Raw genomic sequence first — 2,534 nt, forward strand, 5'->3', positions numbered from 1 at the left:
AACTAAATCTCCGCCAGTTTGGAATATTAACTCGTTTTCTCTTTCTAAATCTGGTTTTCTTTGTCCATTTTTTAGGTCTGTAATTATTTCTAAAATGGCATTTTGTTGCTTTTCTGTAATTTTACATTTTTTGAATGTTCTTTTTTCCCCATCACTTAAAATATGTGCCACATTTTCAAAAAATGATTGTCCTAATGTTGTGTTTAATCCATGTAGCCAGCTTGATAGGGAAATAAAATAAGGTACATTATCAACATACTTTTCTATCTTATCTTTAAAAGCATTCAAAAATGCCTCATGAAAAGGTGCATTTCTATTTTCCTGACTATCATCTGGAAAATTGTCAAACCTTGTCTTTAAAACTCGTATAACTTCTAAAGCTATAAGTTGGGTTTTCTGATTAGTCATTAAAATTTTCCAAAAAGTTTATTAAATTTTTGGTTTTTGGTCCTGAATAAAAACCTTTTCTTTCAAATAAATAATCTTGACTTTCTAATAGATTAGTTGCCTTTAAATAAATGGATTTTGCATTCTCTTCGTTATTTAAGAAAACTATTCTATCTGTAATTAATTCTTTAGTTTTAGATAACAATATATCTACTGATAATAACAAATGCATATCTTCAGTCTGGGATTTTAATTCTATTATTTTTTCCATTTGGAATTTTTCTAACCAGTAGTTTAAAACTCCACAGTAATAGTATCTTTCTAAAATATCATTTTTATCTCTGTCTATTTTAAAGATTTTACCTTTTTGTTCATAATTTTCTATTTCCCTTAAAGCTTTGCTTTTCATTTTGTGAGGTTCCCTCAAAAAAACAGAAATATATATTTTTGCTATTTTTTCTTTGTCTATTTTTTTATAAGGTGGATTTATATGAGTATATTGTCCCCTTAATCTTTCGTAATATAAGTCTAAATCTTCTTTTCCAATAAAATATTCTTCTAATTCTTTGTGAAATTCATTTAAAGAAAGTAAATCTTTACTAATAGGGTTTTGATTGTTAGTTGAATAAATAATATCCGTTTTTAAACTTTTATCGTCAGTTGCTATAAGTTTTACCATAATTTCTATATTATCTGCTTTTTGTGGTTTTTCTTTAAAGAATTCATATAATACATGTGTAGTTTGACATCCATTTATTATACGTGGATAATGGAGGATAAATGTATCTCTTTTTACTGGATGTTTTTCTATTTTATCACATAAAATAGTCAATCCGTTATTAAAAAATATAAAGTAATCCCTTAAATTATCGTCCTCTAAGGTTCCTCTTATATCTTTATTTACATTTGTCTCCCTTAAAAAAGAACGCGGATTTTCTACAAATAAACTATCCCTTAAATTATTATTAGTGGTTAATATTAATTTTTTAAATTCTTTAAATTTTATAGATGCAATTACACTTATAGGTATTTTTTCTTTTTCTTTTAGTTGAAACGATTCTTCCACCTCAATGTCTACCTTATGAAAAGTTTCTATATTTTCAAAAAGTCCTTTTAATTCATCTTTTTGCAAAAAATATATATTATCCAAGTTAAAACGGTTTTCCAAATCTTCTCTACTAATAATTTTTCTTTTTTGACCTTCTATAAATTCTTCAGTTAATTCATGTTTCGTTTTAGCTGAAGAAAAATAAATAGATATAATAGGAGTGCTTTGTATATTATTTATATGTTCAGAAAATATCTCTCTATGTATGTCCGAAAAAGGAGAAATTTCTATATTATTTAGAAGAAAATCTATAATAGTATCTATATATGCTTGAAATTTTTCTTCACTGAAACTTTTTTTAGTTGTAGATTGAATAAAACAATATTTAAGAGAATTTATTTTTATATCTTTGAAATTTTCTAAATCTGATAAATCTTTTATTAATTTATCATTTATAATAATCCCTATACCATCAATGCCTTTAGATTTTCCTGTTAAAATACTGTTAAAATCATCTATATCTTCTTCTAATTCATTAGATATGATTACATAGTTAGAAAACATTTCAAACAAATCTGGAAAATCTATCTCTTCTTTATTTATGCCAAACTTTTGAACAAATAAATTTATTTTTGCATTCAATCCTATGTCTATATCCACCTTATTTCCTCCTCATAACAAAAACACTTTCATAATAAGCATTTTTATCTCTTGAAGTTCTGTTTAAAACAGGTCTTTTGTATTCTTCAATTATTTTTAGACCAGACCTTTTAGCTATTTCTGGATATAGATTATACTCATCATTTGCAACTATTATTATAGTTGGATTGTCTATCATATATTTAAGGGAATTTTTTAATACCTGCGTTATTCCCTCTATATAGCTTTCCCTTGCTTCTTTTCCTTTGCCTTTATATAAAGGTCCTATCTCAAGTTCATCTCTCCGTTTTATTCCAAAAAGCTCATAAGCATAGGCATGTTGCTCATGATAATCAATTTGCCCTACATAAGGAGGGGATGTAAATATTCCAGTTATTTTTTTATTTTTTAAAAGCTGATAAAAGTTTTCATTTTTCTTTTTAACTTCCTCAAAATATCT

General features: G+C 25.5%; 2 protein-coding genes and 1 pseudogene. All 3 read right to left on the reverse strand.

Annotated elements, in window-relative coordinates; all coding sequences use genetic code 11:
* On the reverse strand, positions 1-408 hold a 408-nt coding region (locus tag HG1285_RS04740), incomplete at its 3' end, for a TdeIII family type II restriction endonuclease (RefSeq protein WP_008288567.1).
* The gene (locus HG1285_RS04735; RefSeq protein ID WP_008288568.1) at positions 401-2,095 is read right to left on the reverse strand and encodes an AIPR family protein; all 1,695 of its coding nucleotides are present in this window, start codon (positions 2,093-2,095) and stop codon (positions 401-403) included. The genes HG1285_RS04735 and HG1285_RS04740, both read right to left, overlap by 8 nt.
* Before the next feature lies 1 nt (position 2,096).
* Positions 2,097-2,534: pseudogene (locus HG1285_RS19805) on the reverse strand (site-specific DNA-methyltransferase); the annotation flags it as partial.

The sequence above is a fragment of the Hydrogenivirga sp. 128-5-R1-1 genome (assembly GCF_000171895.1).